Genomic DNA, 20,185 nt, shown 5'->3' with positions numbered 1-20,185 from the left:
TGACCTCCTGCGCGCTCAGCCAGTCACACCGAACACAGTCCATTGCGCGCCGGGCCCGGGAAGGCCGAGCAGCGCACGGCCGCATTCCTCGACGATCTGGTCGGCCATCAGGATGTGCTGGGTACCTGAGTGGATGTCGCGATAGAAGCGCTGCATCGGCGTGTTGTGCAGCGAGGCGCCTCGGGCTGCGCGGTGCGCGAAGGTCGAGACGTCGGACAGGACGTCGTGGATGTGGCGCAGCGACAGCTTGATCATTGTCATTTGCGCCAGCGAGGGACTTTCGCCGCCGGCGCAGGTCTCGGAGACCTCCTTCCAGGTTTCGTGCACCAGCGCACGTGCCGCGCGAAAGCGAGCCTCGGCCTGCGCGAACTGGAACTTGAAGCTGGCGCTCTCGCACGACTTGCCGAAGGGATCCTGGCGCAGGACGATGACCTTCACGAGTTCGTCGAGCATGCGGCGGCCGACCCCGACCGCCCAGCTCGAGTGCGCCCAGGCGCTATAGCCCGCAAGCCCCAGCGCGCCCTGGACGCCGCCGCGACGCGGCGCGCCGATGTCGAAGTCGTAGGTCATGTGTGTCGGCACGAACAGCTCGTCGCCCTCGCTGAGCGTGTAGTCGAAGCTTCCGGTGGCGCGCAGGCCGAGCACGTCCCAATTGCCCATCAGCTTGATGGTCGCCCGCGGATGGTGGGTGACGACGATCTTGGGCTGTCCGTTGGGACCGAACACCATGTCCTTGCCGGAGGCGTCGGTCACGAAGCAGCCGGAATGGACCCATTCGGCATGCTGGATGCCGCTGCCATAGGCCCAGTTGCCGCGGATCATGTAGCCGCCGTCGACCGGACGGGCGAAGCCCCGCGGGACGCCGTTGCCGGCGATGGTGATGTCGGCGCCTTTTGCGAAGACCTTCTTGATGCCCTCGTCCTCGACGTAGATGGCGAGCGTCGTGCCTTCCATGTTGTTGCCGATCGCACACCATCCGGCGGATGCATGCGTGTAGGCAAGGCGCTCGATCACGGTCATGGCGTCGTAGGGCAGGAGCTCTGCGCCACCGACCTCGCGCGGAAACAGCATCGTGTAGATGCCGGCCTTGCGAAGTGCGGCGACGACGTCGTCGGTGAGATAGCCCTGCGCTTCGGCTTCGGCCGCGCGGGACTCGACCAGTGGCAGCAAGGCGTCGAGGCGCGCGTGGAACTCGGCCGCTGATGGCGTCGTGGAAGGCCTGGCGGCGCGTTGCATGGAAAGGCTCATGGTCGGTATCTCCACGTCAAGCTGTTGCTCCGCCGTGCGATCGGCGGGGAGGATCGGGACCGCGGGGACGGCGCCCGTCGGCAAAGCTCCGCCGTCGCGTGCCAAGGCTGTTGGCGCGCGGGTGAGCAGACAGTTCGCGATGGTGACGTGACCCCGTCGGAACCGCGTGATGTCATCACGCGATCACGATGGCCGAATGCTAGGGATGAAGCGGGCAGACCGGCAATCCCCCATCATGGGGGGATCGCCGTTGCTGCTGTGCCGTAAAGCTGAGCCGGAGAAGCACGGTCCTGCCGCTTCTTTTCGCTTGACCCGAGAACAGGCGAAGAAGAAATTTTAAGCTTATAACAAAACGAAATGGCGCACGTCGCGCGAGGAGTGGCGGTGAGGTCCGAGCAGGAGCAGTTTGACGGTCTGCCTGAGGGCCAGCTGGCGGATCGTTTGATGTCCATCGCCGAGAGCCGCTCGGTTCGCGCGCTGGGCGCGGCCTGTTGCTCAGCAATTACCGAACTGACGGGATCGCCGACCGTCGGTCTCTACCTGCTCGACGGGATCGAGCCCGCCCTGGTCTATAGCCGCCACGTCGCCGATGGTCTGCTCGACAATTACAAGGCCGGGTTCTGGAAGCACGACCCCGTGCTCGACTGCATCATGACCCGCGGCTGCGCGGTCGACGGCGAGACCGTGATCGGTCCCCAGCAATGGCGGCACAGCCCGACCTTCGAGATGCTGCATGAATGGGGCTTCGCCTACAATATGGGTGGGCCGCTGTGGTGCGGCCGGAAGATCATCGGTGTGCTCTTCACCGCGACGACAGAGACAGGCGCGCCCTACACGCCGCGCGCACGACTGCGCATGGAGATGTTGTGCCGCGCCGGCTCGCTGGCGCTGAACAACATGATGAATGCGGGCGAGCTCCAAACCGATCGTAGCCCGGGCCGTCAGCCCGAAACGGCCGGGATGGTGTCGGCATCGCTGCCGCCGCGCTCGGCGGATGTCGCCATCCGGGTTTGCCGTGGCCAGACCAACAAGGAGATTGCCCGCGAAATGGGGATCTCCGACCAGACCGTGAAGGAGCACGTCGCGAATCTGTGCCGCCGCTTCGGCGTGCACAACCGGACCGAACTTGCGGCCTGCCTTCTCAGCGCGCGGCAGTAAAGCCCGCGGTCACAGGGCGCGTTCGGCGGGGTCCATTAAAATTGTCTGCAATCCGTTCAGCAGCGGCAAACCCTGCGGACGAGAAGCACTGCGCTTTAAACCAGAGCTTTGGAACTGATCTGCATCCTGCCTGCAACAGGGCAGGGCATCAGCATGTCAATTCTCAGGGAGACCGTCGCAGCGGTCGCGGGAGTCTACGCGCTCCTGCTCGCCTGCGACTCATTGTTCGGGGTCGGCGAGGCACGCTTCGACGACGCATATTATCGCGCCAGCTTCTACGCGCCCCGGCCGAAGGAATTCCGCTTCGCCGGTGACACGCCGCCGGCGGTGCGGGTCAGCGACGCCTTCGCGCAGTTTGCGCCGGGCGAAGCCAAGCCGAACAGGCGCTACTCGTCTCTGACGACGATCATCCGGTGACGTCGCTTCATTCCCCCTGAATCCATTCCGCCACGCCGCGCCATAGCGTGTCGCGGTGATCGGGGCGGAAGAAGCCGAAATGGCCGATCGCCTTGGCGCCGACCTCGGACGGCTTGACCGTGAGCACCTCCGGCTTGATGGCGGAGAAACCGCTCGCCAGCAGCTCGACCGCGGGGCGCGTGGCCCAGGGATCGTCGGAGAAGCACAGCGCGCGCAGCTCGCCCTTGAACCTCGCGAAGTTCTCGAGCGCCGGCAGTTTTGAATCGAAGAGATAGCGGGGGCTCGAGACCCATTCGGCCCACTGCAGGAAGACGCCCTTGGGTAAATCCTCGCCGACTCCGGCCCAGCCCGGCGCATAACCGAGCGCGTGCGTCAGCGGTACGCCAACGAGGTTCATGAAAGCGAAGACGCGATATTTTTCCGGCGATGTCATCAGCCGCCAGGTTGCCGCTTGCGAGGCCACGAACGCGGCACGCGAAATCTCGCTGTTGTTCACGATCAGTCCGAGCGCCTGGCCGCCGAAGGAATGGCCGACATAGGCAAGCGGCAGGCTGCCATAGCGCCCACGCATCCAGCTGACCGCGGCGGTGACGTCGAGCGCGGCCCAGTCGGACATCGAGGCCTTGAAGCCGACCAGCGATTTCGGGCGGTTGTAGCCGACCATCGCCGGCAGCCGGGAGTCGCCGATGCCGCGATAGTCGTAGGTCAGCACCGCGCAGCCGCGATGGGCGAGGTAGGAGGCAAAGCCCCGATAGATCTTGCGTGGCACGGCGGTCGCTGAATTGATCAGGACGGCATGGCGCTTGGCGCCGCGCGGCAGAAACAGGGTGCCGGCCAGCGCATAGCCGTCGGTCGCCGGGAAGTTGATCTCGTCGATGAAGACGTCGTCCAGTGCCGCATCCATGGGGCGGTCGGTGTCCTCTGAGTTTCTTTGCCGGCGCCAAGCAAATGCGAATCCGGCTTTTCCCGCAAGGGCTTGCGGTGCGAAATGGATTTACAACTGGCGGTCGGGAGCCAGCCTGTGTATAAGGCGGCCCTCGCAACCCACAGATCGGGTTGTGCTTTTTGCTTCACGGAGAGATTGCAATGTCCGAGCGGTGGACGCCCGAGTCCTGGCGCAGCAAGCCGGTGCTACAGGTGCCCGACTATCCCGACGCCAAGGCGTTGGCCGACGTCGAGGCGCAACTTGCGACGTTTCCGCCGCTGGTGTTCGCCGGCGAGGCGCGCAATCTGAAGAAGGCGCTGGCGCGGGTTGCGGCCGGCGAGGCTTTCCTGCTCCAGGGCGGCGACTGTGCCGAGAGCTTCGCCGAGCACGGGGCCAACAACATCCGCGACTTCTTCCGCGTGCTGCTCCAGATGGCGGTGGTGCTGACCTATGCCGGCGCGGTGCCGGTGGTGAAGGTCGGCCGCGTCGCCGGCCAGTTCGCGAAGCCGCGCTCATCGCCGACCGAGAAGGTGAACGGGGTCGAGCTGCCGAGCTATCGCGGCGACATCGTCAACGACATCGCCTTCACCAGGGAAGCGCGCGTACCCGATCCGCAGCGCCAGCTGATGGCCTATCGCCAGTCGGCCGCGACGCTGAACCTGCTGCGAGCCTTCGCCACCGGCGGCTACGCCAATCTCGGCAGCGTGCATCAATGGATGCTCGGCTTCCTCAAGGATTCGCCGCAGTCCCGCCGCTACAAGGAGCTGGCCGACCGCATCTCCGACGCGCTCAACTTCATGCGCGCCTGCGGCCTCGATCTCGAGAGCCATCCCGAGCTGCGCGCTACCGATTTCTACACCAGCCACGAGGCGCTGCTGCTCGGCTACGAGCAGGCCATGACCCGCGTCGATTCCACGACCGGCGACTGGTACGCGACGAGCGGCCACATGATCTGGATCGGCGATCGCACCCGCCAGCTCGATCACGGCCATGTCGAATATTTCCGCGGCATCAAGAACCCGATCGGGCTGAAGTGCGGACCGTCGCTGAAGGCCGACGAGCTGCTCAAGCTCATCGACGTGCTCAACCCGGACAACGAGCCGGGCCGGCTGACGCTGATCGGCCGCTTCGGTTCGGACAAGATCGGCGAGCATATGCCGAACATGGTGCGCGCCGTGAAGCGCGAGGGCAGGGTGGTGGTCTGGTCCTGCGATCCCATGCACGGCAACACGATCACCTCCAACTCGGGCTACAAGACGCGGCCGTTCGACCGCATCCTGTCCGAGGTGAAGTCGTTCTTCGCGATCCATGCCGCCGAGGGCACCCACGCCGGCGGCGTGCATCTGGAGATGACCGGGCAGGACGTCACCGAATGCCTCGGCGGCGCCCGTGCGATCACGGACGAGGATCTCAACGACCGCTACCACACGGTCTGCGATCCCCGCCTCAATGCCGAGCAATCCATCGACATGGCTTTCCTGGTCGCGGAACTCCTCAAACAGGAGCGCGCCGGCAAGGCTCAGCCAATTCCGGCCGCTGCGGGGCTCTGAAACCTTGCTGCGGATCTGGAAGGCCACGATCAATTCCCGGAACGGTCTGACCTTTGCCTTCCAGTCGGAGCAGGCCGTTCGCGAGGAGATCTTTGCGCTCCTGCTGTCGGTGCCGCTCGCCTGGTTCATCGGCGCGACCGCGATGCGCGCGGTCGAACTGGTGTGTTCCGTCGCGTTCGTTCTGGTCGTCGAACTGCTCAACACCGCGATCGAGAAGCTCGCCGACCGCCTGACCCTCGACCACGACAAGCAGATCGGCCGCGTCAAGGACATGGGCTCGGCCGCAGTCGGCGTCGCGCTCCTGATGACCGGCGCGTTCTGGATCATCGCCATCATCGAGCGACTGGGGTATCTCTAGCCTGGGGATTGGGAGCGCCATGACCGAACGTCTCAATGCATTCGCGGTCACGCTCGCCCAGCTCAACCCGACCATGGGCGACGTGGAGGGCAATGCGGAGAAGGCGCGCGCCGCGCGTGCGCGCGCTGCCGCCGACGGTGCAGATCTCGTGCTGTTTCCGGAGCTGTTCATCGCCGGCTATCCGCCGGAAGACCTGGTGCAGAAGCCGGCGTTCCAGGCCGCCTGCCGCGCCACGATCGAAAGCCTCGCGCGCGAGACCGCCGATGGCGGGCCCGCGATGCTGGTCGGCACGCCCTGGGTCGAGGACGGCAGGCTCTACAATGCCTGCGCGCTGCTCGACGGCGGCCGCATCGCGAGCTTGCGCTTCAAGTGCAACCTGCCGAATTACGGCGTATTCGACGAGAAGCGGCTGTTTTCGCGCGGCCCTGCCGCCGGTCCCGTCACCGTGCGCGGCGTGCGGATCGGCGTGCCGATCTGCGAGGACATCTGGCTGGAAGAGTCCGAGGACTACGAGAACGTGGTCGAGACGCTGGCGGAGACCGGCGCCGAGATCATCCTCGTGCCGAACGGCTCGCCTTACGCCCGCGACAAGAACGACGTGCGCCTGTCGGTCGCGGTCGCGCGCGTGACCGAGAGCGGACTGCCGCTGGTTTACCTGAACCAGGTCTGCGGCCAGGACGAACTGGTGTTCGACGGTGCATCCTTCGCGCTCAACGGCGATCTCTCGCTTGCGGCGCAATTGCCCGCCTTCGAGGAGAGCATCGTCACGCTGCGCTTCACTCGTAACGGCGACGACTGGCGCTGCACGGGCCCGATTGCCGAGCTGCCCGAGGGTGACAAAGCCGACTACGCCGCCTGCGTGCTGGGCCTGCGCGACTACGTCGCCAAGAACGGCTTTCCCGGCGTGCTGCTCGGCATTTCCGGCGGCATCGATTCCGCACTGTGTGCCGCGATCGCGGTCGATGCGCTCGGTGCCGACCAGGTGCATGGCGTGATGCTGCCTTATCGCTACACCGCGCCACATTCGATCGCGGATGCCGGCGAGCTCGCCGGCCATCTCGGCATTCGCTACGAGGTCTTGCCAATCGCCGAGGCTGTGAACGGCTTCGAGACCATCCTGTCCGGCATCTTCAAGAATCTGCCGCCTGACATCACCGAGGAAAACCTTCAGGCCCGCACCCGCGGCACGCTGTTGATGGCGATCTCCAACAAGACCGGGTTGATGGTGGTGACGACCGGCAACAAGTCGGAAATGTCGGTCGGTTATGCCACGCTCTACGGCGACATGAATGGCGGCTTCAATCCGATCAAGGACATCTACAAGACTGAGGTGTTTCGCCTGGCGGCGTTGCGCAACAGCTGGAAGCCGGAAGGCGCGCTTGGCCCCGTCGGCGAGGTGATCCCGCCCGATATCATCGCGCGTCCGCCGACCGCGGAGCTGCGCGAGAACCAGACCGACCAGGATTCGCTGCCGCCCTATGACGTGCTCGATGCCATCCTGGAGCGCCTTGTCGAGCGCGAGCAGCCGCTGGATCAGATCATTGCCGCTGGCTTCGATCGCGAGACGGTCACCCGCATCGACCATCTGCTCAACGTCGCCGAATACAAGCGCCGCCAGGCCGCGCCCGGCGTGAAGGTGACGCGAAGGATCTTCGGTCGCGACCGCCGCTATCCGATCACGAACCGGTTTCGCGACAAGGGCGAGCTGTTGCCGGTCGCCGACGAGACGCTGGTGTCACGCGGCAGCAAGGCGTCGATCGACGCGTTCGAGGGATAGAGGCAGCCGAGTTTGTTGCTGCCTATTTCTGCTGCTGCGGCAGGAAAGTCGGTCCGACCGAGCGGATCGGCTTGTTCTCGGAGCTCGCAGCGGGGCCTGTCTCCGTCGGCGGCGTTGCGGCCGGTGCGTTCGCCGTCGTCGGCGCGGGAGTTGCGCCCTTCTTGGCACTCGCAGGCGTGCCCTTGTTGAGCCGCTGCTGCTGCATCTTCTTGGCGCTCTCCTCGGTGACGATGATGTCGCCCTGTTGCTCGGCCGATGCCTTGTCGTCGGCCGATTTCAGCGCATCGGCCCAGGTCTGGCCGGCCGCCTTGCAGGAGCAGGACGGGTTGAACTCGCTGCGGAATTTGAACGCGGTCGGCAGGGCCGTGTAGGGCTGGCCGCCGATGGAGACCGCGGAGTTCATGTCTTCGCCGGGATTGCGATGGGTGTAGAGCACGGCTTCGGCAGCCGGACAGAGATTCTTGCAGGTCTTCTCGTCGTCCGGAAAGCGCGCCGGCACCGTCGCGAACGAGATCGGGAAATAGGCGCCGTCACAGGTACGCACGCATACGGTGCGGAAAGTGCCGGATTGCGGGCCGAGATCGGAGGGCGGCATGGCTTGCGGATTGCCCGCGTTGTTGCCGCCGAAGAGGTTGCTCAGGAAGTTGCCGCCGCCCTGTGACTGCGCGGCATTGGCATATTGCGGGCCGCAATTGTTCTGGGCGAGCGCCAACAGCACCGAGCGGCGCTGATTGTCGCGCTCAGGGCTGCCGCCGGAGCCGCCGCGCAGTCGCTCGAGATTGACGGTGATCTGGTCCAGATTGGCGCGCATCTGCTGGATCTGGGTGTTGACCGGGCCGCACTGCGCCGACTGGCCGTTGAACAGCGAGAAGAAGCCGGAGGAATCGCAGCCCATGCGCTTGGCCTGCATGGTGACGCGGTCGAGTTCGGCCTGCTGCCTGGCCTGGGAGTCCTGGTAGCGGCGAACCTGCTCTTCGCGCGCGGGGTCGCCGCCGCCACGATCGAGCGCGGCGAGCTGGCCTTCCAGCCGCACGCACATCGGGTTCGGTCCAAGCCCGTTCTGGCCGGGCTGAGGCGGTGGTCCGGGCGGTCCGGCCTGCGCGAAAACGCCGGTGACGAGCACGGCCGTGCTCAAAAGCACGGTGCAGGCATGGAGAAAGCGAGCGCGGGAGGAAGACAGGAATTCAGGCATATCCGCCATTCTAGCGAGGTCACGGCCCAATGTGACTTTCTAAGTGACTTTGGGCGGCCGAAGCGCGCCCTCCCAATAGCCGCTTCCAGCGGCATCGTCACGTCGTTTCGGGGGCCCAATGACCGGCCTAAGCTGCGCCAGCGCCGAGCGAATTCAGCGCTGGCAGGTGATTGCGACATATTCGTCGCAATGGCCATGGGAGCAATTTGTGCCGGTTTTGGGGACAGAGCCGGTAATTTCGTCGGGATCGACCCGGCGATAGGCCGAAGCCTGGGCAAAATCTCGTGACTGGCAATAGGTGCGTGCGACGGAGGCGCCGCATTTGTCAGCCTTGGCCAGGCACTGGTCGCCCCCCTGGTTGGCGATGATGAAGACGCGGGTCTCCGCGAACGCGCTGGATGTCGCAATGATGAGGGCGCCGGAAATGAGCGTGGGCAAGAATCGCATGAAAATGCACCGGGGGCGAAAAGGGGAATTGCCGGTTCCAGAATGGGCCCAAATGGTTAAGGATGATGAACCATCAAGGCGAACCGCCGTGCTTTGTGGAGGTAAAATGGCCTTTTCGCGGCTCTCTTGACGCGGGGATGCCTCATAGCCCATATGTGGCGGGATGAACGGTCTCCTCGCCATTTGCGCCATTTGCCGCGAGATTACGAGCTAGCGATTCGCTGGCTGGAGCCGTCTTTTCTCAAAGAACATTGAGAGCACTGGACGCCCGGCCGCAAGGGATGGGTTGTCATGGAATTGCGCCTCTACGATACGCTGAGCCGCGAAAAGCGCACCTTTGTGCCGCTCGATGCGAACAACGTCCGCATGTATGTCTGCGGACCGACCGTCTATGACTTCGCCCATATCGGCAATGCCCGGCCGGTGATCGTGTTCGACGTGCTGTTTCGGCTGCTGCGCCACCTCTATGGCGAGGCGCACGTCAAATATGTCCGCAACATCACCGACGTCGACGACAAGATCAACGACCGCGCCGCGCGCGATTTCCCCGGCCTGCCGCTGAACGAGGCGATCCGCAAGGTCACGGAGGAGACGGGCCGGCAGTTTCATGCCGACGTCGACGCGCTGGGCTGCTTGCGGCCGACTGTCGAGCCGCGCGCGACCGAGCATATCGGCGAGATGCGCGAGATCATCGAGCGGCTGGTCAAGGGCGGCTTTGCCTATGTCGCCGAGGACCACGTGCTGTTCTCGCCGCAGGCGATGAATGCGGCCGATGCCGGCCTGCCGCGCTATGGCGCGCTGTCGAAGCGCTCGCTTGACGAGATGATCGCCGGCGCCCGCGTCGATGTCGCACCTTACAAGCGCGATGCTACCGATTTCGTGCTGTGGAAGCCATCCAAGCCCGGCGAGCCATCATGGCCATCGCCGGCCGGTATCAAAGCTGAGGGGCGTCCGGGTTGGCACGTCGAGTGCTCGGCGATGGCCTGGAAGCATCTCGGCGAGCATTTCGACATCCATGGCGGCGGCATCGATCTCGTGTTTCCGCATCACGAGAACGAGGTCGCGCAGACCTGCTGCGCCTTCCACCGCGAGCGCATGGCGAACTATTGGATGCACAACGGCTTCCTGCAGGTCGAGAGTGAGAAGATGTCGAAGAGTCTCGGCAACTTCATCACGATCCGCGAGCTGCTTGCCGACTGGCCGGGCGAGGTGCTGCGCCTGAACATGCTGAAGACGCATTATCGATCGCCGATCGACTGGACCATGAAGTCGCTGGAGGAGAGCGCCAAGACGCTCGACGACTGGTATCGCGTCGCGGCCGATGTCGAGCCCGGCAAGGCGGCCGCGTCCGTGGTCGAGCCGCTGCTCGACGACCTGAACACGCCGCTGGCGATCGCGGCGCTGCATGGTCTGCGCGGCAGCGACGTTGGCGCCCTGGCGGGTTCGTTGCGGCTGCTCGGATTCCTGTCCGAGAGCGCCGCGCAATGGGAAGGGCGCAAGCAGCAGGCGAGCGGCGTCGATGCGAAGGAGGTCGAGCGCCTCATCGCCGAACGGACGGCCGCCCGAAGCCGCAAGGACTTTGGGGAGTCCGATCGCATTCGCGATCTGCTGGCTGCAATGGGAGTTGCCATCAAGGACTCAAAGGAAGGCACCACCTGGGAGATTGCGCGATGAAGCGGCCCGACACGCCTTTCCCGCGGCACTGGCTCTATTACATCGCGCTGAAGATCGCGCTGCTCGCCGGCGCCGTGGCGCTGGTGCTCAAGCTCTACGGGATGTGGTGAAAACGATGGGACAGAGTTTGCCAAAGCCCGGCTTGCGGCCGTTCCTGCCCGCAGACGTGCCGGTGCTCGCTGCGATCTTCACCGCCAGCATCGAGGAGCTGACCGGCGAGGACTACAGCGAGGCGCAGCAGGAAGCCTGGATGGCGGCGGCGGAAAGCGACGAGTTCGGCAAGCGGCTTGCGTCCGACTTGACGCTGATCGCGACGCTGGAGGGCTCGCCCGTCGGCTTCGCCTCGCTGCGCGGCAACGATCACATCCACATGCTCTATGTCCATCCGGCCGTGGCCGGGCAGGGCATCGCGACCATGCTGGTCGACGCGCTGGAGAAGCTTGCGGGCGGACGCGGTGCGGCGAGCCTGTCGGTCGATGCCAGCGACAACGCGCAGGGCTTCTTCGCCAAGCGCGGCTACACCGCCCAGCAGCGCAACAGCGTCACCATCAACGACGAATGGCTCGCCAACACGACCATGAAGAAGACGCTCGGAGCGCCGCAATGAGCAAGGAGCGCCTCTATCTGTTCGACACCACGTTGCGCGACGGCGCGCAGACCAACGGTGTCGACTTCACGCTGACGGACAAGCAGGTCATCGCGGCGATGCTCGATGATCTCGGTATCGATTATGTCGAGGGCGGTTATCCCGGCGCCAATCCGCTCGACAACGAATTCTTTGCGACCAAGCCCAAGCTCGCCCATGCCCGCTTCACCGCGTTCGGCATGACGCGCCGGGCGGGGCGCTCGGTCTCCAACGATCCCGGCGTCGCCGGGCTGCTGGAGGCGAAGGCGGACGCGATCTGCTTCGTGGCCAAATCCTCTGCCTATCAGGTGCGCGTGGCGCTGGAGACGACGAAGGAGGAGAACCTCGCCTCGATCCGTGACAGCGTCGCAGCCGCGAAGGCCGTGGGCCGCGAGGTCATGCTCGACTGCGAGCATTTCTTCGACGGCTACAAGGAAGACCCGAGCTTCGCGCTCGCCTGCGCCATGGCCGCCTATGAGGCGGGTGCGCGCTGGGTGGTGCTGTGCGACACCAATGGCGGCACCATGCCCGATGAGGTCGAGGCCATCGTCACCGAGGTAACGAAGCACATCCCCGGCGATCACGTCGGCATCCACGCCCATAACGACACCGAGCAGGCGGTGGCCAATTCGCTGGCCGCGGTCCGCGCCGGCGCCCGGCAGATCCAGGGCACGCTGAACGGTCTCGGCGAGCGCTGCGGCAACGCCAATCTCTGCTCGCTGATCCCGACGCTGAAATTGAAGAAAGGGTTTTCGGACGCTTTCGAGATCGGGGTCAGCACGGAGAAGCTGGCGACTCTCGTCAAAGTCTCGCGCACGCTCGATGACATGCTCAACCGCGTGCCCAACCGGCATGCGGCTTACGTCGGTGAGAGCGCCTTCGTCACCAAGACCGGCATCCATGCCTCGGCCGTGCTGAAGGATCCGCACACCTATGAGCACGTGTCGCCGGAGCTCGTCGGCAACCACCGCAAGGTGCTGGTGTCCGACCAGGCCGGCCGCTCCAATGTGATCGCCGAACTCGACCGCGCCGGCATTCCATACGAGAAAAGCGATCCGAAGCTGACGCGCCTCGTCGAGGAGCTGAAGGAGCGGGAGGCGCAAGGCTATGCCTATGAGTCCGCCAACGCTTCGTTCGAGCTGCTGGCGCGCCGTACGCTGGGCAAGGTGCCGCATTATTTCGAGGTCGAGCAGTTCGACGTCAATGTCGAGCAGCGCTACAATTCGCACGGCGAGCGCGTCACCGTCGCGCTTGCGGTGGTCAAGGTGGACGTCGCCGGCGAGCATCTGATCTCGGCGGCCGAAGGCAACGGCCCCGTCAACGCGCTGGATGTCGCCTTGCGCAAGGATCTCGGCAAGTACCAGAAATACATCGAGGGCTTGACGCTGATCGACTATCGCGTCCGTATCCTCAACGGCGGTACCGGCGCTGTCACGCGCGTGCTGATCGAGAGCGAGGACGAGAACGGCGACCGCTGGACCACGGTCGGCGTCTCCCCGAACATCATCGACGCCTCCTTCCAGGCGCTGATGGATTCGGTGATCTACAAGCTCGTGAGATCGGGCGCGCCGGCGTAGGAGGCGCCGCCGCACGCACCGTCATTGCGAGGAGCGCAGCGACGAAGCAATCCAGACTGTCTATGCGGAAGCATTTCTGGATTGCTTCGCTTCGCTCGCAATGACGAGGGAGGGAGCACGACCATGATAGACCACATCTCCGTCGGCGTGAGCGATCTCGATCGCTCCGCTCGCTTCTATGAGGCGACGCTCTCAGCGCTCGGGCTCGCGCGTCTCGTCACCCGGCCGCGGACGGTCGGCTTCGGCAAGACTTATCCGGAGTTCTGGATCAATCTGCGCGAGGGCATGCCGCTCGTGAGCCCCGAGAGCGGCGTGCATATCTGCCTGCGGGCGAAAACGACTGATGAGGTCGATGCGTTTCACGCTGCCGCGCTGTCCGCCGGTGGCGCCTCCGAAGGTGCGCCGGGCACCCGCCCGCATGATCGTGTGCGCTACTATGCAGCGTTCGTCACCGATCCCGACGGCAACCGCATCGAGGCGGTGACGTTTCCGAGCGCGTAATCCTTACAGCCGGCGTGCCACTTCGGGAGCCATCTGCTTTTCCGCCTCGGCGACCTGGGCGGCCGCCGCCTTCAGCTTCGGCAAAATATCCTCGACGCGATCGGCCTTGAGGATGTCGATCGAAAGGCCCGCGCGTATGAACTCGGTCTGACGCATATGCGACAGCAGCGAGAACAGCGGCTCCCAGAAATTGTCGATGTTGGCGAGCAGCACTGGCTTGGCGTGCCGGCCGAGTTGCTTCCAGGTCATCTGCTCGACCAGCTCTTCCAGCGTGCCGACGCCGCCCGGCAGCGCCACGAAAGCGTCGGAGCGCTCGAACATCAGCCGCTTGCGCTCGTGCATATCGGGGGTGACGATCATCTCCTGTACGCGCGTCAGCGCGTTCTCGCGCATTCGCAGGAAGTCGGGAATGATGCCGGTGACGGTGCCGCCATGATCCAGCACCGAGGTCGCGACCGCGCCCATCAGGCCGAGCGAGCCGCCGCCATAGACCAGGCGGATGTCGTTCTCGGCGAGCGTCTTGCCGAACGCCTTTGCGCCTTCGGTGAAGCGGGGATTGGTTCCAGGGCCGGAGCCGCAATAGACACAGACGGTTTTGATCGTGCTCATTGGTGCCATGATGCATTGCAGCGGAGAGGCGTCAAGCCCAATCGGTGATTCGATACTCCCGGAAATCTACCGGTAAATGACGATAAACAATCGAAGATTCGCCATCTGGCGGGGTGCGCTTGCATCGGAAAGGCTCTATATGACGGGCGAAAATCGTTAATTGCAGTTGCGCCCGCATCCGGCGGGCTTTCAGGCTTTTTGATGGACCAACCTCAATCGCTCGACGGCGCCGACGTTCCTGATCCTCCCGCCGGAGGACCGCCGGACGGGGCCACGCTGATGGGCACGCTGGCGCGTCTGTGGCCCTACATATGGCCGGGCGACCGCTTCGATCTGAAGATGCGGGTGGTCTGGTCGCTGGTGCTGCTGCTTGCCGCCAAGCTGATTACGCTCGCGGTGCCGTTCAGCTTCAAGTGGGCGACGGATGCGCTGACGGGCTCCAACACCGCGCCCGTACAGGCCGACAACTGGCATCTCTGGGTGATCGCCTCGCCGCTGCTGCTCACCGCGAGTTACGGCGCGATGCGCATCGTGATGGCGGTGCTGACGCAATGGCGCGACGGCATCTTCGCCCGCGTCGCCATGCATGCGGTGCGCAAGCTCGCCACCATCACCTTCATCCACATGCACGAGCTGTCGCTGCGCTTTCATCTCGAGCGCAAGACCGGCGGCCTGACTCGCGTGCTCGAGCGCGGCCGCGAGGGCATCGAGGTCATCGTGCGCATGGTGATCCTGCAGCTGATCCCGACCATCGTCGAGGTTTCGCTGCTGATGGCCGTGCTGCTCTGGCAATTCGACTGGCGTTACGTGGTCGCCACCCTGATCACCGTCACGCTCTACATGTACTACACCTACGTCGCGACCGAGTGGCGCATCGGCATCCGTCGCAAGATGAACGATTCCGATACCGAGGCGAACACCAAGGCGATCGACTCGCTGCTCAATTACGAGACCGTCAAGTATTTCAGCGCCGAGGCGCGCGAGGCGCAGCGCTATGACAAATCGGTGGAGCGCTACGAGGAGGCGAGCGTCCGCACCTATACCTCGCTTGCGGTGCTCAACACCGGCCAGGCCGTGATCTTCACGCTGGGCCTGACCGCGACCATGCTGATGTGCGCGATCGGCGTGCGCAACGGCACCAACACGGTCGGCGATTTCGTGCTGGTCAACGCCATGATGATCCAGCTCTACCAGCCGCTGAATTTCATGGGCATGGTCTATCGCGAGATCAAGCAGGCGATCATCGACATCGAGAAGATGTTCGGCGTTCTTGAGCGCGAGGCCGAGATCAAGGATACGCCCGGCGCGAAGCCGCTGGTCGTCTCCGCCGGCACGGTGCGCTTCGAGGACGTTCGTTTTGCCTATGAGCCCACGCGGCCGATCCTCAAGGGCATCAGTTTCGAGGTGCCGGCCGGCAAGACGGTCGCGATCGTCGGCCCGTCCGGTGCGGGCAAGTCGACGATCTCCCGCCTGCTGTTCCGTCTCTACGATGTTTCGGGCGGCAGGATCCTGATCGACGGCCAGGACATCCGCGAGGTCACGCAGGCCAGCTTGCGCGCCTCGATCGGCATGGTGCCGCAGGACACCGTGCTGTTCAACGACACCATTCGCTACAACATCCGCTACGGTCGCTGGGACGCCAGCGATGCCGAAGTCGAGGAGGCGGCGCGGCTGGCCCAGATCGATCATTTCATCCGGCTGGCGCCGAAGGGTTATGAGACCCAGGTCGGCGAGCGCGGCCTGAAGCTGTCCGGGGGCGAGAAGCAGCGCGTCGCGATCGCCCGCACCGTCCTGAAGGCGCCGCCGATCCTGGTGCTCGACGAGGCGACGTCGGCACTCGATACCCACACCGAGCACGAGATCCAGGGTGCGCTCGAACGCGTGGCGAAGAACCGCACGTCGGTCGTGATCGCGCACCGGCTCTCGACCATCGTCGGGGCCGACGAGATCATCGTGCTGGATCAAGGCCGGATCGCCGAGCGCGGCACCCACGCCAGACTGCTCGCGCAGGGCGGCCTCTATGCCAGCATGTGGAACAGGCAGCGCGAGGCCGAGGCGGCACGCGAGAAATTGGCCAAGATGGCCGACGCCAGCGTGGCGCCCAACCGGGAGCCGCCGCCGGTCGATGACATGCTGACGACGCCTGCGGCGGTGGAGTGACCTTGTCTCCGGTCCCAACTCTGGCCTAAACAAGCGCGCGCGACGATCCGCGCCATTAACCCCGAGCGGCAGATAGCGATGTCCATTCTCGATTCGATCCAGCGTCAGATTCCGCCGATCCACAAGGAGGGTTATCCCTTCATCGGCGGATTTGCGCTGGCAAGCCTGATCCTGTTCTGGCTGTGGTCGCCTTTGGGGTGGATCGGCACGATCCTGACCGTGTGGTGCGCGCTGTTCTTCCGCGACCCCGTCCGCGTGACACCGGTGCGCGAGGGCCTCGTGGTGTCGCCGGCCGACGGCCGCGTCTCGATGATCACCATGGCGCTGCCGCCGGCCGAGCTCGGCCTCGGCGACCGGCCGCTGCCGCGCATCTCGGTGTTCATGAGCGTGTTCAACTGCCACGTGAACCGCGCTCCCGTAGCGGGCAGGGTGGACCGCATCGCGTACCGCCCAGGTCTGTTCATAAATGCCGAACTCGACAAGGCGAGCGAGGACAATGAACGCAACTCGCTGGTGATCTCGACGTCCAATGCGCGGATCGGCGTCGTCCAGATCGCAGGCCTCGTTGCCAAGCGCATCGTCTGCTTCGTCCGGGAAGGCCAGGCGATCGGTGCCGGCGAGCGCTTCGGCCTGATCCGCTTCGGCTCGCGCCTCGACGTCTATCTGCCGGCCGGCACCAAGGCGCTGGTGTCGGAGGGGCAGACCGCGATCGCCGGAGAGACGATCCTGGCCGACCTCGCCGGCGACGACCCGAGCCGCGCCTACCGTGCCAGTTAACCAATAGTCGGTGCTCGTGGGCGTCCGCTGCAATGGCGGAGGGGGGCGCGGCTTGCTATATCTCGCCTCGAGGTGAGCAATGACGCCCTATGATTTCAAAGACCCCGATACGCGCCGCCGCCGGTTCCGGCCGATCCCGGTACGGATGCTGGTCCCCAACGTCATCACGCTGCTGGCGATCTGCGCCGGCCTGACCTCGATCCGGCTGTCGATCGAGGGGCGGATGACGCTCGCCGTCTACGCCATCGTGTTCGCGGCCGCGCTCGACGGCATCGACGGACGCATCGCGCGCATGATCAAGGGCCAGTCCAAGTTCGGCGCCGAGCTCGACAGCCTCGCCGATTTCGTCAATTTCGGGGTGGCGCCGGGCTTGATGCTGTACTTCTGGCAGCTGCACGAACTCGGCAATGCCGGCTGGATCGCCGCTATGGTGTTCGCGATCTCCGGCGGCCTGCGGCTGGCGCGCTTCAACGCCACCATGGATGATCCGAACAAGCCGGCCTTCGCGGCCAATTTCTTCACCGGCGTGCCCGCGCCCGCCGGTGCCATCACGGTGCTGCTGCCGATCTACATCGCGTTCCTCGAACTCGGCCGCACCCCTGCGGCGGTAACCGCCGCCTATACGCTTCTGATCGCCTTTCTGATGGTATCGCGGCTGCCGGTGTTCTCCGGCAAGACCAAGCGCATGCGCGTGCCGCCGGAGCTGGTGCTACCGGCCTTCGTCGCCGTGATCGTCTTCATCGCGCTCTTGATCGCCTATCCCTGGCACGTGCTCTCGATCGGCACGGTGCTCTATCTGCTCTGCTTGCCGCTCGGCTACAAATCCTATCGCGACCAGGCACGCGCGATGGAAGCCAACGCACCGGCGGAGGGCGAGCTCTCCTCGCCGCCCTCGGCGCCGACTATGGCGAATTTGTCGGAGCCGCCGCACGATGACGACCGGACCGGACGGCTGCACTGAGCGGTCGCGCGCGGATATCTGCCATGAGACCTGTCTGAGTTGGGTCGAGGCCCGATCTCGGCTATATCGCCCTTGAGCCGGCGGCATCGCGCAATCAAGCCGCCGCAATCTGGGAGAGAACGCCGTGACCAATTCCGCGACCGGGCCGCTGCCCGCTTCCGTCCTCGAGGCGCTGGGCCGCTACGACACGCCGACGATCTGCAACGCCATGGAGATCGTGGCGCCCGAGCGGCGGCTGATCGGCTACACCACCAAGCAGCTGGTCTGCCCGTTCCCCGACCTGCCGCCAATCGTCGGCTATGCCCGCACGGTCGCGATCCGCTCGGTGCTGAAATCATCCCTCCCGGCCGAAGAGCAGTCCAGGCGCCGCATCGAATACTACGAGTATGTGGGCACCGGCTACGGACCGCGCATTTCGGTGATCCAGGACATCGACGGCCCGGATGTCGGCTACGGCGCGTTCTGGGGCGAAGTGCAGAGCAACGTGCACAAGGCGCTCGGCTGTCTCGGCGTGATCACGGACGGCTCGATCCGCGACATCCCCCAATGGGCCCCAGGCTTCCAGGCGCTGGCCGGCTCGATCGGCCCGTCGCACGCCTGGGTGCATGCGGAAAGCTTTGGCGGGGAAGTGCGCGTCGCCGGCATGACCGTGAAGTCCGATGATCTCATCCACGCCGACCAGCACGGCGCCATCGTGATCCCGCTCGACGTCGCCGCAAAGCTGCCGGAGGCTGCCGAACTCTGCGGCCGCCGCGAGACGCCGATCCTCGAGATCGCCCGCAGCCCCGACTTCTCCCTGGAGAAGCTGAAGGCCGCGCTGAAGCGCTCATCCGAAATCCACTGAAGCGACCGACTTACGGAGATGACGCCGGACGTGGGCCGCCTTGCTCTGCAAAAAACAGGGCGGCCTGATCCGGCTCGCTGAACACCGCGGCGGCGCATCCGATCAGGGTGAAGCCGCCGGCGAGATCCCACAGGGTGATGCCGTTCGCATCGTCGGGGACGTGAATCAAGCGCGCTGCGATCACGGCGAAGGCCGCCTCGATAAAGAGCAGGACGCTGAACGCCGGCAGGACCAGTTCCGGCTCGAGCAGATGAAGCGCCAGCACGGCGGGCAGCGCGGTGAGCAGACCGAACAGCGTCAACATGGCGAATGGCTCCGGGCCATGAGGATGCCCCAACTCCAGAAGATACCAAATGGTCCTCTTCCTCGATGCGGCGCAGGGCCGCAGCACGGGCGTCATTGCGGCGGGGCCGGAATGGTTAGCGAATGATTGAAATTCGTGTCGCTGGACGGCAATTGCAGTTCGCGTCCGCGGCCCGGGCGTACTGCCCGGACTTAACCTTTACGCGGCTTTAAGGGCGGGCCTCTAGGGTTTCCGATGCGGTTCGGGGTTGGGCCGCACCAGCGGCCAGGACGGCCGTTGTCGCGTACGCGTTGGAGTCGAGAATGGATATCGCAACACTTGTCGGCCTTGTCGCGGGCGCCGTTGTTGTGTCGACGCTGATCCTGATGGGCGGCAGCTTCGGGATGTTCTACGACATCCACGCCGTGATCGTCATCTTCGGCGGTTCCTTCGCCGCAACGATGATCCGCTTTCCATTGTCGGCGATGCTGCACGGCGTACCGCTGGGCGCAAAGTTTGCCTTCACCCTGAGCCGCCTTTCGGCCCACGACCTCGTCGACGAACTCGCCCGCATCGCCGAAATCGCGCGCAAGCAGGGGCCGGTCGGGCTGGAAAAGGTCGAGACCGACGAGCCGTTCCTTGCCAAGGGGATCCGCTACGTCGCCGACGGCTACGATCTCGACTTCATTCGCGACAATCTGGAGCGCGACCGCGACAACTTCCTGATGCATCTCGACGAAGGCAGCAAGATCTATCGCGCCGTCGGCGACTGCGCCCCGGCCTTCGGCATGATCGGCACGCTGCTCGGCATGGTGCAGATGTTCTCCAACATGTCGGACCCTTCCAAGCTCGGCCCATTCATGGCCACCGCGCTGCTGGCGACCCTGTATGGCGCCGTCGTCGCCAACCTGATCTGCCTGCCCATTGCCGACAAGCTGCATGGCAAGCTGCTCGACGAAGAAACGAACCGTACCTTGATCATCGACGGCATCCTGATGATCCGCGACTCCAAGAGCCCGACGCTCGTGCGCGAAATGCTGCTGGCTTATCTGCCGGAGAAGCATCGTCACACCGAGGGAGAGCCGGTTCCGGCCTAAGGCCG

At 65.0% G+C, this 20,185-nt stretch carries 20 protein-coding genes; 14 read left to right on the top strand and 6 right to left on the bottom strand.

From position 1 onward, the window contains the following. Positions 1–15: 15 nt before the first annotated feature. Positions 16–1,248, bottom strand: coding sequence for an acyl-CoA dehydrogenase family protein (locus ACYCVF_RS15320; protein WP_459596323.1), 1,233 nt, complete (start codon positions 1,246–1,248; stop codon positions 16–18). 444 nt (positions 1,249–1,692) lie between these two features. Between ACYCVF_RS15320 and ACYCVF_RS15315 the strand changes: the two genes are divergently transcribed. Both ACYCVF_RS15315 and ACYCVF_RS15310 read left to right on the top strand, forming a co-directional pair. Beyond that, positions 1,693–2,406, top strand: a complete 714-nt coding sequence (locus tag ACYCVF_RS15315; protein WP_459596322.1) for a response regulator transcription factor — start codon at positions 1,693–1,695, stop codon at positions 2,404–2,406. 153 nt (positions 2,407–2,559) lie between these two features. Beyond that, positions 2,560–2,823 (top strand): hypothetical protein, encoded by a 264-nt coding sequence (locus tag ACYCVF_RS15310; RefSeq protein WP_459596321.1) that lies wholly within the window; start codon positions 2,560–2,562, stop codon positions 2,821–2,823. 7 nt (positions 2,824–2,830) lie between these two features. Here the strand turns inward: ACYCVF_RS15310 and ACYCVF_RS15305 are convergent, their stop codons facing one another. Then, positions 2,831–3,727 carry an alpha/beta hydrolase family protein gene (locus ACYCVF_RS15305; RefSeq protein ID WP_459596320.1) on the bottom strand — a complete coding sequence of 299 codons (897 nt, stop codon included), beginning with the start codon at positions 3,725–3,727 and terminating at the stop codon, positions 2,831–2,833. A 182-nt stretch (positions 3,728–3,909) separates the two neighbouring features. Between ACYCVF_RS15305 and ACYCVF_RS15300 the strand changes: the two genes are divergently transcribed. Genes ACYCVF_RS15300 through ACYCVF_RS15290 form a run of 3 tightly spaced genes read left to right on the top strand, consistent with a single transcriptional unit; the run spans position 3,910 to position 7,433 of the window. Continuing rightward, entirely contained in the window at positions 3,910–5,298 is a 1,389-nt protein-coding gene (locus ACYCVF_RS15300) for a class II 3-deoxy-7-phosphoheptulonate synthase (RefSeq protein WP_459596319.1), read from the top strand. Between the two features lie 4 nt (positions 5,299–5,302). After that, positions 5,303–5,656, top strand: coding sequence for a diacylglycerol kinase (locus tag ACYCVF_RS15295; RefSeq protein WP_459596318.1), 354 nt, complete (start codon positions 5,303–5,305; stop codon positions 5,654–5,656). A 19-nt stretch (positions 5,657–5,675) separates the two neighbouring features. Continuing rightward, complete coding sequence (locus tag ACYCVF_RS15290; RefSeq protein WP_459596317.1) at positions 5,676–7,433, top strand: NAD+ synthase; 1,758 nt, start codon at positions 5,676–5,678, stop codon at positions 7,431–7,433. Positions 7,434–7,455: 22 nt separating this feature from the next. Here ACYCVF_RS15290 and ACYCVF_RS15285 read toward each other — a convergent pair whose 3' ends face one another. Then, positions 7,456–8,634, bottom strand: coding sequence for a DUF2865 domain-containing protein (locus ACYCVF_RS15285; RefSeq protein WP_459596316.1), 1,179 nt, complete (start codon positions 8,632–8,634; stop codon positions 7,456–7,458). A gap of 144 nt (positions 8,635–8,778) precedes the next feature. After that, a complete protein-coding gene (locus tag ACYCVF_RS15280) occupies positions 8,779–9,072 on the bottom strand; it encodes a hypothetical protein (protein WP_459596315.1) in 294 nt (97 codons plus the stop codon). Between the two features lie 291 nt (positions 9,073–9,363). Between ACYCVF_RS15280 and cysS the strand changes: the two genes are divergently transcribed. From cysS to ACYCVF_RS15260, 4 genes are all read left to right on the top strand, one after another. Beyond that, positions 9,364–10,746 carry a cysteine--tRNA ligase gene (gene cysS / locus ACYCVF_RS15275; RefSeq protein WP_459596314.1) on the top strand — a complete coding sequence of 461 codons (1,383 nt, stop codon included), beginning with the start codon at positions 9,364–9,366 and terminating at the stop codon, positions 10,744–10,746. Between the two features lie 115 nt (positions 10,747–10,861). Next, positions 10,862–11,353, top strand: coding sequence for a GNAT family N-acetyltransferase (locus tag ACYCVF_RS15270; RefSeq protein WP_061023993.1), 492 nt, complete (start codon positions 10,862–10,864; stop codon positions 11,351–11,353). Then, on the top strand, positions 11,350–12,948 hold the full coding sequence (cimA, locus tag ACYCVF_RS15265; RefSeq protein WP_459596313.1) for a citramalate synthase: 1,599 nt from the start codon (positions 11,350–11,352) through the stop codon (positions 12,946–12,948). The genes ACYCVF_RS15270 and cimA overlap by 4 nt, the downstream gene beginning before the upstream one ends. Positions 12,949–13,071: 123 nt before the next feature. Continuing rightward, complete coding sequence (locus ACYCVF_RS15260) at positions 13,072–13,449, top strand: VOC family protein (protein ID WP_459596312.1); 378 nt, start codon at positions 13,072–13,074, stop codon at positions 13,447–13,449. Positions 13,450–13,452: 3 nt separating this feature from the next. Here the strand turns inward: ACYCVF_RS15260 and ACYCVF_RS15255 are convergent, their stop codons facing one another. Beyond that, positions 13,453–14,058, bottom strand: a complete 606-nt coding sequence (locus ACYCVF_RS15255; protein ID WP_459596311.1) for an LOG family protein — start codon at positions 14,056–14,058, stop codon at positions 13,453–13,455. Positions 14,059–14,259: 201 nt separating this feature from the next. Between ACYCVF_RS15255 and ACYCVF_RS15250 the strand changes: the two genes are divergently transcribed. The 4 genes from ACYCVF_RS15250 to ACYCVF_RS15235 all read left to right on the top strand — a co-directional run bounded on the left by ACYCVF_RS15250 (position 14,260) and on the right by ACYCVF_RS15235 (position 18,800). Continuing rightward, complete coding sequence (locus ACYCVF_RS15250; RefSeq protein WP_459596310.1) at positions 14,260–16,218, top strand: ABCB family ABC transporter ATP-binding protein/permease; 1,959 nt, start codon at positions 14,260–14,262, stop codon at positions 16,216–16,218. A 72-nt stretch (positions 16,219–16,290) separates the two neighbouring features. Further along, complete coding sequence (locus tag ACYCVF_RS15245; RefSeq protein WP_459596490.1) at positions 16,291–16,995, top strand: phosphatidylserine decarboxylase; 705 nt, start codon at positions 16,291–16,293, stop codon at positions 16,993–16,995. Positions 16,996–17,074: 79 nt separating this feature from the next. Further along, positions 17,075–17,956: a CDP-alcohol phosphatidyltransferase family protein gene (locus ACYCVF_RS15240; RefSeq protein ID WP_459596309.1), complete on the top strand. Its 882-nt coding sequence runs from the start codon at positions 17,075–17,077 to the stop codon at positions 17,954–17,956. A 124-nt stretch (positions 17,957–18,080) separates the two neighbouring features. Next, positions 18,081–18,800: an RraA family protein gene (locus tag ACYCVF_RS15235; RefSeq protein ID WP_459596308.1), complete on the top strand. Its 720-nt coding sequence runs from the start codon at positions 18,081–18,083 to the stop codon at positions 18,798–18,800. 10 nt (positions 18,801–18,810) lie between these two features. On the opposite strand, the gene ACYCVF_RS15230 is transcribed toward ACYCVF_RS15235, so the two are convergent. Then, on the bottom strand, positions 18,811–19,104 hold the full coding sequence (locus ACYCVF_RS15230; RefSeq protein WP_459596307.1) for a hypothetical protein: 294 nt from the start codon (positions 19,102–19,104) through the stop codon (positions 18,811–18,813). A gap of 302 nt (positions 19,105–19,406) precedes the next feature. Between ACYCVF_RS15230 and ACYCVF_RS15225 the strand changes: the two genes are divergently transcribed. Then, entirely contained in the window at positions 19,407–20,180 is a 774-nt protein-coding gene (locus ACYCVF_RS15225) for a motility protein A (RefSeq protein ID WP_459596306.1), read from the top strand. The last annotated feature ends 5 nt before the right edge of the window (positions 20,181–20,185 follow it).

The organism is Bradyrhizobium cedriense, assembly GCF_054602315.1.
This window is presented reverse-complemented; position numbering and strand designations above follow the sequence as displayed.

Coding starts and splice junctions, on each gene's coding strand:
- ACYCVF_RS15270 (WP_061023993.1), top strand. CDS start 10,862: ATGGGACAGAGTTTGCCAAAGCCCGGCTTGCGGCCGTTCCTGCCCGCA.
- ACYCVF_RS15320 (WP_459596323.1), bottom strand. CDS start 1,248: ATGAGCCTTTCCATGCAACGCGCCGCCAGGCCTTCCACGACGCCATCA.
- ACYCVF_RS15290 (WP_459596317.1), top strand. CDS start 5,676: ATGACCGAACGTCTCAATGCATTCGCGGTCACGCTCGCCCAGCTCAAC.
- ACYCVF_RS15315 (WP_459596322.1), top strand. CDS start 1,693: ATGTCCATCGCCGAGAGCCGCTCGGTTCGCGCGCTGGGCGCGGCCTGT.
- ACYCVF_RS15250 (WP_459596310.1), top strand. CDS start 14,260: ATGGACCAACCTCAATCGCTCGACGGCGCCGACGTTCCTGATCCTCCC.
- ACYCVF_RS15305 (WP_459596320.1), bottom strand. CDS start 3,727: ATGGATGCGGCACTGGACGACGTCTTCATCGACGAGATCAACTTCCCG.
- ACYCVF_RS15310 (WP_459596321.1), top strand. CDS start 2,560: ATGTCAATTCTCAGGGAGACCGTCGCAGCGGTCGCGGGAGTCTACGCG.
- cysS (WP_459596314.1), top strand. CDS start 9,364: ATGGAATTGCGCCTCTACGATACGCTGAGCCGCGAAAAGCGCACCTTT.
- ACYCVF_RS15285 (WP_459596316.1), bottom strand. CDS start 8,634: ATGGCGGATATGCCTGAATTCCTGTCTTCCTCCCGCGCTCGCTTTCTC.
- ACYCVF_RS15255 (WP_459596311.1), bottom strand. CDS start 14,058: ATGAGCACGATCAAAACCGTCTGTGTCTATTGCGGCTCCGGCCCTGGA.
- cimA (WP_459596313.1), top strand. CDS start 11,350: ATGAGCAAGGAGCGCCTCTATCTGTTCGACACCACGTTGCGCGACGGC.
- ACYCVF_RS15300 (WP_459596319.1), top strand. CDS start 3,910: ATGTCCGAGCGGTGGACGCCCGAGTCCTGGCGCAGCAAGCCGGTGCTA.
- ACYCVF_RS15240 (WP_459596309.1), top strand. CDS start 17,075: ATGACGCCCTATGATTTCAAAGACCCCGATACGCGCCGCCGCCGGTTC.
- ACYCVF_RS15225 (WP_459596306.1), top strand. CDS start 19,407: ATGGATATCGCAACACTTGTCGGCCTTGTCGCGGGCGCCGTTGTTGTG.
- ACYCVF_RS15260 (WP_459596312.1), top strand. CDS start 13,072: ATGATAGACCACATCTCCGTCGGCGTGAGCGATCTCGATCGCTCCGCT.
- ACYCVF_RS15230 (WP_459596307.1), bottom strand. CDS start 19,104: ATGTTGACGCTGTTCGGTCTGCTCACCGCGCTGCCCGCCGTGCTGGCG.
- ACYCVF_RS15280 (WP_459596315.1), bottom strand. CDS start 9,072: ATGCGATTCTTGCCCACGCTCATTTCCGGCGCCCTCATCATTGCGACA.